The following is a 5,501-nucleotide window of genomic DNA, read 5'->3' as shown; positions in this document are numbered from 1 at the left end:
GGGGTGCGCGGCGGCGTCGGCCGGACCATGGGGGGCGGCTCGCGCCGCTGCTGACGCTTGGTGGGGCCGAACATATCCAGCCGGACGGCGCGCACGGCGACCAGAACGAATCCCCAGAGGAGGGCAAGGAATCCGATCTTGACAACCAGCAGTACGAGTTCGCTGGGCTCGGTGGGGTCCATCGGGCGCTACCAGCCTCGATCCGATCTGGGTCGGTCACGTCGACCATCCCCGCCGGGAGGCTCCGCGGCGGCGCGGGCGGCGCGGCCGGGGAGGTCCGTGTCGGCGTCGTACACGTCGTCGAGGGATTCGAGCCCATCGGGCGGCGAACCGGAGCCGGGCCGGCGGCCGGGATTGCTCGGCTCGCGGTAGGGGTCGGCGCGCCGTGCAGGGTCGGATCGCCGAGGAGCGTCGTCGCGTCCCCCACGCCCGTCACGGGGATCACGGTGATAGGGGTCACGACCGCCGCGGTCGCGCGGCTGGTCGTAGCCGTGATCCCGTTCCGGTGTCCGGTCTCGGTACGGGTCCATCCGGTTCTGGTATGGATCGTCCCGGTTCTGGTATGGATCGTCCCGGTACCCCGGCACACCGCGCCGATCACGATCGGCGTACGGGTCGACGCGGCCGGCGCGGGGCGACGAGCCGCGCCGGTACGGGTCGTCCGGGGCGGGCGTGGGACGGCGGTCCGGCGGGATGGTCTCCCGGCCCCCGGCCTGGGCCGGCGGAGGTGTCCCACGGGCGCCCGCGCGCGCCGGGCCATTCCCCCGTCCGTCCTCGCGACGGAAGATGATCGTCGCGGTACCGAGTTCGATCTTGTCCCCGTTGACCAGCTTGACCTGCGTCGCCGCGCGACCGTTGACCAGGCTGCCGTTGGTGGACCCGGCGTCGACGTAGAGGAACTGCCCGTCGGGAAGCCGGCGTATCTCGCCGTGGCGACGAGACACACCGGTGTCGTTCAGGCGGATGTCGCACTCGACGCTGCGGCCGATCACGGTCGTCTCGGCGTCCAAGGGATACTCCCGTTCCCCTCCGCCCGCGGGCCCTCCCGGGGCCTTCGTGGTGATGACGAGGTGCGGGGTGCCGGGAGCGCCCGGTCGGGGAGGGCGTGCGCGCCGTCCAGTCACCGCTCCCGGGTCCGCGGCGGCCACGCTGCTGCGGATCCGGAAGACGCCGACATCGAGATCGGTGGCCTCGGACATCCGCACGGACACCGGGCCGACGAAGGTGTAGCGCTGCTCGGCCGCATGCTCGCGGACCATCTCGGCGAGCTCGTCGCACAGTGCCCGGTCGTAGGGGGAGAGCCGGGCGAAGTCGCCGCCGGCGAGTTCGACGGCGAACTCGTTGGGCACCAGCACCCGGTTCGAACTGACCGCCCGCCGATCGTCGGTTTCCCGGGCCAACGCGCTGGCGATCTCGACGGGCTCGACTCCGCCCTTGAACACCTTCGCGAACGCACCCTCGACGAGGCCGCCCAGGCGCCGTTCGAAGCGTTGTAGCACGCCCATGCTCGACCTCCCTTCTCCCGGTCTGTGAGATCGTATGCCCCCGAGCGCGGACGTCCCACGGCTCGGCAGCTTGACATGTTCGCGACGGGCCCGACCCCCCTCCGTGAAGGACATCTCCGGCGTGGTAGCGTGTCGTCTGGTCGAGAGATAGTCCCACTCGGGCGAGTGGCGGAATGGCAGACGCGCACGGTTCAGGTCCGTGTGTCCTAGCGGACGTGGGGGTTCAACTCCCCCCTCGCCCACGCAAGTCCCTGGTGGCGCGTGCTGCGCCGTTGGGGACTTTCGTCATGCTGGTCGGGGGGCCGAGCCCCCCGAACCCCCCTCGCAAGTCTCTGGTGGCGCGTGCTGCGCCGTTGGGTGGGGTGCGGGCGTCCCCTCTCCGGCTGTGGAGAGGCTCAGCCGGCGGGGCTGCCCACCGACGGCGGGGAGGCGTCCTCGATGCGCACCGCGTAGTCCTCGATCACCGGATTGGCCAGCAGGGTTGAGGCCAGGTGCTCGACCCGGGCCAGGACCGCGCCGTCGAGGTCCGTGCCCTCCTCCAGCTCCAGCTCGAAACGCTTGCCCTGGCGGACCCCGACGATGCCACTCACGCCGAGGCGCGGCAGCGCGGCGAGCACCGCCTGCCCCTGCGGGTCGAGAATCTCCGGCTTGAGCATCACATCCACCACAACCCTGGTCACACCCGCGGACACTACCGGTCGAGCGACGTATGAGCCGGATCTCGCCCGCCCGGGGCGTACAGATCTGGTAGGCGATCTCGGATAATGCGGGCTTCCCGGGGAACACGGCCCTTAAGCTTGGCCGGTGTCGTTCTGGCGGGCGCCCGTCCCGGTCGTCGGGTTCGATCTCGATCTGACCCTGTTGGATGCCCGGCACGGGATCCGGGCGACCTTCGCCGTCCTGTCCGCTGAGACCGGGGTGGCGGTGGACGCCGAGACGGTCGTCGCCCGGCTCGGCCCGCCGCTGGAGACGGAGCTCGCCCACTGGTTCCCGCCGGCCGATGTCACGGCCGTGGCGGCCCGCTACCGCGAGCTCTACACGGTCCACGCGGTGCCGGCGTCGCTGCCGATGCCGGCCGCGGTGGCCGCGGTGGAGGCGGTGCGGCGGCTCGCCGGCCGGGTGGTGGTCGTCACCGCGAAGAGCACGGCACTGGCCCGGGCGAGTCTGGACCGGATCGGCATCACCGCCGACGTGGTGGAGGGAGCCCGGTTCGCGCAGGCGAAGGGCGAGGCACTGCGCGCCCACCGCGTGGACATCTTCGTCGGTGACCACGTCGGCGACATGGTCGGCGCCCGCGACGGCGACGCTCTCGCCGTCGGGGTCGCCACCGGGCCCTGCTCGGCCGCTGATCTGCTCTCCGCCGGCGCCGATGTCGTCCTCCCCCGGCTGGCTGACTTCCCGCCCTGGCTGGTTGACGAGGCCCGGCGCCGACGACAGCAGGGCTGACGCCGCGACGCGGTCGACGCGGTCGGCCCGGCCGGGGCCCGCACCCCCGGCCGTGAGATCAAGGAACTATCGGGAACGGGTGACGGGGTCTGTCCGCGGACCGGTGCCGTCCCCGGGGTGGTCGCCGTCCCCGGGGGCCCCGTGGTCGGGCGGATGCGGGTTGTTCACGTAGAGATCGGGATCGCTCTCCTCGGGAATCCGGGATCGGGCGGCGGCGAGCACCCCCATCAGCGCCACGGCGAACCCGATGGTCAGTCCGCCGCTGGCGACGGCGTTCAGCCAGGTCGGCAGATTCTCGGCACCCAGGAAGAAGGGGATCACCGCCGCCGCCGTGGCGACCAGACCGGTGCCGAAGAGCACGGCCCCGACCCGGACCAGCCGATCCGCCCAGGTCACCGGCGGCGGGGTCCCGACCGGAGCCGTGGCCTCGTTTACCGCACCGTCGGCCACGGGTCCGGCCTGCCCGGACGAGGGTTTCGCCGACACGTGCGACAGCCTACGAGGACGTGTGCCGAACGCGGGCCAGGCCACCATCACGGGAAAGGGGCTCACTCGACAGCCGATCGCTACCGAAGACGCACGCGACGTGCGGCCGACGGATAGCCTGGGAATCACTCATCTTCCGTTGCGTTGTCCTGCCGTTACACAGAACGAGGTCGCCCGTGCCCACCGGCAAAGTCAAGTGGTTCGACGTCGACAAGGGCTTCGGCTTTCTCAGCCGGGACGACGGCGGCGACGTCTTCGTGCACAAGGCCGCCCTGCCCGCCGGGGTCGACCGGCTGAAACCCGGCGACCGGGTCGAGTTCGGCGTCGCCGCCGGGCGGCGTGGCGACCAGGCACTGTCGGTCCGGCTGCTGACCGCCCCGCCGTCGGTCGCCAAGGCGGCTGCCCAGGCCGCGCGGCGCAGTCCGGACGAGCTGCACAGCATGGTCGAAGACATGATCAAGGTGCTGGACGACGTGCAGCGGGACCTTCGTCGCGGCCGGTATCCCGACCGGCGGACCGCCCAGCGGGTCGCCAAGGTCGTGCACGCCGTCGCCAACGAGTTGGAGGTCTAGGCCGGCGGCAGGAAACTGACCCGTCGGCCGCACCCGGTGCACACCGCGACCTGGGCGCCAGGTTCCTCGTCGGACGCCGCCAGGTGGGTCCATCGAATCCGCTGTTCCCATCACATCAGCGACACCGACCGAGCCAGCCACATCAATCAGGATCCGGGCATGAGCCGAGATCGAGCCCTTCATCAGATTGGCCACACTGGTACGCACCGGTTCACGATGCCTCCTCGGTTGCGGCCTCATCCGCCGCGGCCTGCGCGCCGTGGCGGCAACACATTGTCGGGGAGCCGACCGGTCCCGTCGGCGGGGAGCCCGCGTGCGACTGGAAGCGTTGGCAGTGCGGCAGACTGCAAACGTAGACCAGACCGAACCATGAGCAGCCCCGCAGCCGGCCGTGGTGGCATCGCCGAGGGCCGTCCCACCTCCGCTGATCGGCGGAGGGCACGGATCGGCGGTCGGAACGGGGCGTCGGATCGGGATTTGAGAGGCATTCGTGTGACAAGCAGTGGACAGCGGTCGTGATCACAGCCGTGCGGTGCTGACCGTGGCCGACAACGCCGCACGCATGGGTTCCGGCCGCTCCGAACCAGGTGATCCGCTCAATCCACACGAGCCCCGGTCGGTCGGCCCCTATGTTTTGCTCAGCCGGCTGGGGGTCGGCGGCATGGGCACGGTCTACCTGGCGAGGAACCGGGCCGGACGGCGGGTTGCCATCAAGGTCATCAGACCGGATCTGGCTGCCGACGAGGAGTTCCGCCGCCGGTTCCGGGCCGAGGTCGAAGCGGCACGCAAGGTCGCTCCCTTCTGCACCGCCGAAGTCCTGGACGCGGATCCGAATGCGCCCGCGCCGTACCTCGTCACCGAGTTCATCGACGGGGTCCGGCTGGACATGCAGGTCGACAAGGGCCCGCTGACCTCGTCGACCCTGACCGGACTGGCCGTGGGGGTCGCGACGGCGCTTACCGCGATCCACAGCGCAGGCCTCGTCCACCGGGATCTCAAGCCCAGTAACGTGATGCTCTCACTGTCCGGGCCACGTGTGATCGATTTCGGGATCGCGCAGGCCCTCGAGGGCGCGAAGGCGAAGCCCACGGCCTGGGGCTTCGGCTCCGCCGGGTGGATGGCGCCCGAACAGGTGCACGGCCAGCCCATCGGTCCGGAGGCGGACGTCTTCGCCTGGGGCATCCTCATCGCCTACGCCGGTACCGGCCGCCACCCGTTCGGCGACGGTACGGACATCGACCTCGGCATGCGCATCGTCGGGTCCGCCCCGGACCTGCGTGGTCTGCCGCAGCCGTTGGTCGGCCTGGTCAGCGCGGCTCTGGCCAAGCATCCCGACGACCGGCCGAGCGCCCGGGACCTGCTGCTGCGGCTCATCGCGCAGCCACCCTCCCGCGGTACCGGTGCCATCGGCGAGGCGATGGGTCAGGCCGAGGAGCTCCTGAGCCGAACCGGCGAGGTGCCCCGCGCCGCGCCGACCCGGATCGGCGCGGCG

Annotated in this window: 6 protein-coding genes, 1 tRNA gene and 1 pseudogene; 4 read left to right on the top strand and 4 right to left on the bottom strand. The window is 71.5% G+C overall.

All coding sequences use genetic code 11. The features are described from left to right. Window positions 1-182 (bottom strand): annotated as a pseudogene (locus AC08OP_RS19860) (FHA domain-containing protein FhaB/FipA); the annotation flags it as partial. Window positions 183-188: 6 nt separating this feature from the next. Then, window positions 189-1,505: an FhaA domain-containing protein gene (locus tag AC08OP_RS19855; protein ID WP_476615563.1), complete on the bottom strand. Its 1,317-nt coding sequence runs from the start codon at window positions 1,503-1,505 to the stop codon at window positions 189-191. Window positions 1,506-1,664: 159 nt separating this feature from the next. Between AC08OP_RS19855 and AC08OP_RS19850 the strand changes: the two genes are divergently transcribed. Continuing rightward, window positions 1,665-1,747, top strand: a tRNA-Leu gene (locus tag AC08OP_RS19850). A 153-nt stretch (window positions 1,748-1,900) separates the two neighbouring features. On the opposite strand, the gene purS is transcribed toward AC08OP_RS19850, so the two are convergent. Beyond that, on the bottom strand, window positions 1,901-2,185 hold the full coding sequence (gene purS, locus AC08OP_RS19845) for a phosphoribosylformylglycinamidine synthase subunit PurS (protein ID WP_476594157.1): 285 nt from the start codon (window positions 2,183-2,185) through the stop codon (window positions 1,901-1,903). A gap of 124 nt (window positions 2,186-2,309) precedes the next feature. On the opposite strand from purS, the gene AC08OP_RS19840 reads away from it, so the two are divergent. After that, window positions 2,310-2,951 carry an HAD family hydrolase gene (locus AC08OP_RS19840; protein WP_476615562.1) on the top strand — a complete coding sequence of 214 codons (642 nt, stop codon included), beginning with the start codon at window positions 2,310-2,312 and terminating at the stop codon, window positions 2,949-2,951. Between the two features lie 66 nt (window positions 2,952-3,017). Here the strand turns inward: AC08OP_RS19840 and AC08OP_RS19835 are convergent, their stop codons facing one another. After that, window positions 3,018-3,401, bottom strand: a complete 384-nt coding sequence (locus AC08OP_RS19835) for a hypothetical protein (protein ID WP_476615561.1) — start codon at window positions 3,399-3,401, stop codon at window positions 3,018-3,020. 212 nt (window positions 3,402-3,613) lie between these two features. Between AC08OP_RS19835 and AC08OP_RS19830 the strand changes: the two genes are divergently transcribed. Further along, window positions 3,614-4,009 carry a cold-shock protein gene (locus tag AC08OP_RS19830; protein ID WP_011438780.1) on the top strand — a complete coding sequence of 132 codons (396 nt, stop codon included), beginning with the start codon at window positions 3,614-3,616 and terminating at the stop codon, window positions 4,007-4,009. A 562-nt stretch (window positions 4,010-4,571) separates the two neighbouring features. Further along, window positions 4,572-5,501: serine/threonine-protein kinase (locus tag AC08OP_RS19825; RefSeq protein WP_476615564.1), on the top strand; the 930-nt coding region annotated here is incomplete at its 3' end.

Source organism: Frankia sp. CeRuru1, from assembly GCF_977966315.1.
This window is presented reverse-complemented; position numbering and strand designations above follow the sequence as displayed.

Bases quoted from the DNA above. Each gene is read 5' to 3' on its own strand.
- AC08OP_RS19855 (WP_476615563.1), bottom strand. From the start codon at position 1,505: ATGGGCGTGCTACAACGCTTCGAACGGCGCCTGGGCGGCCTCGTCGAG.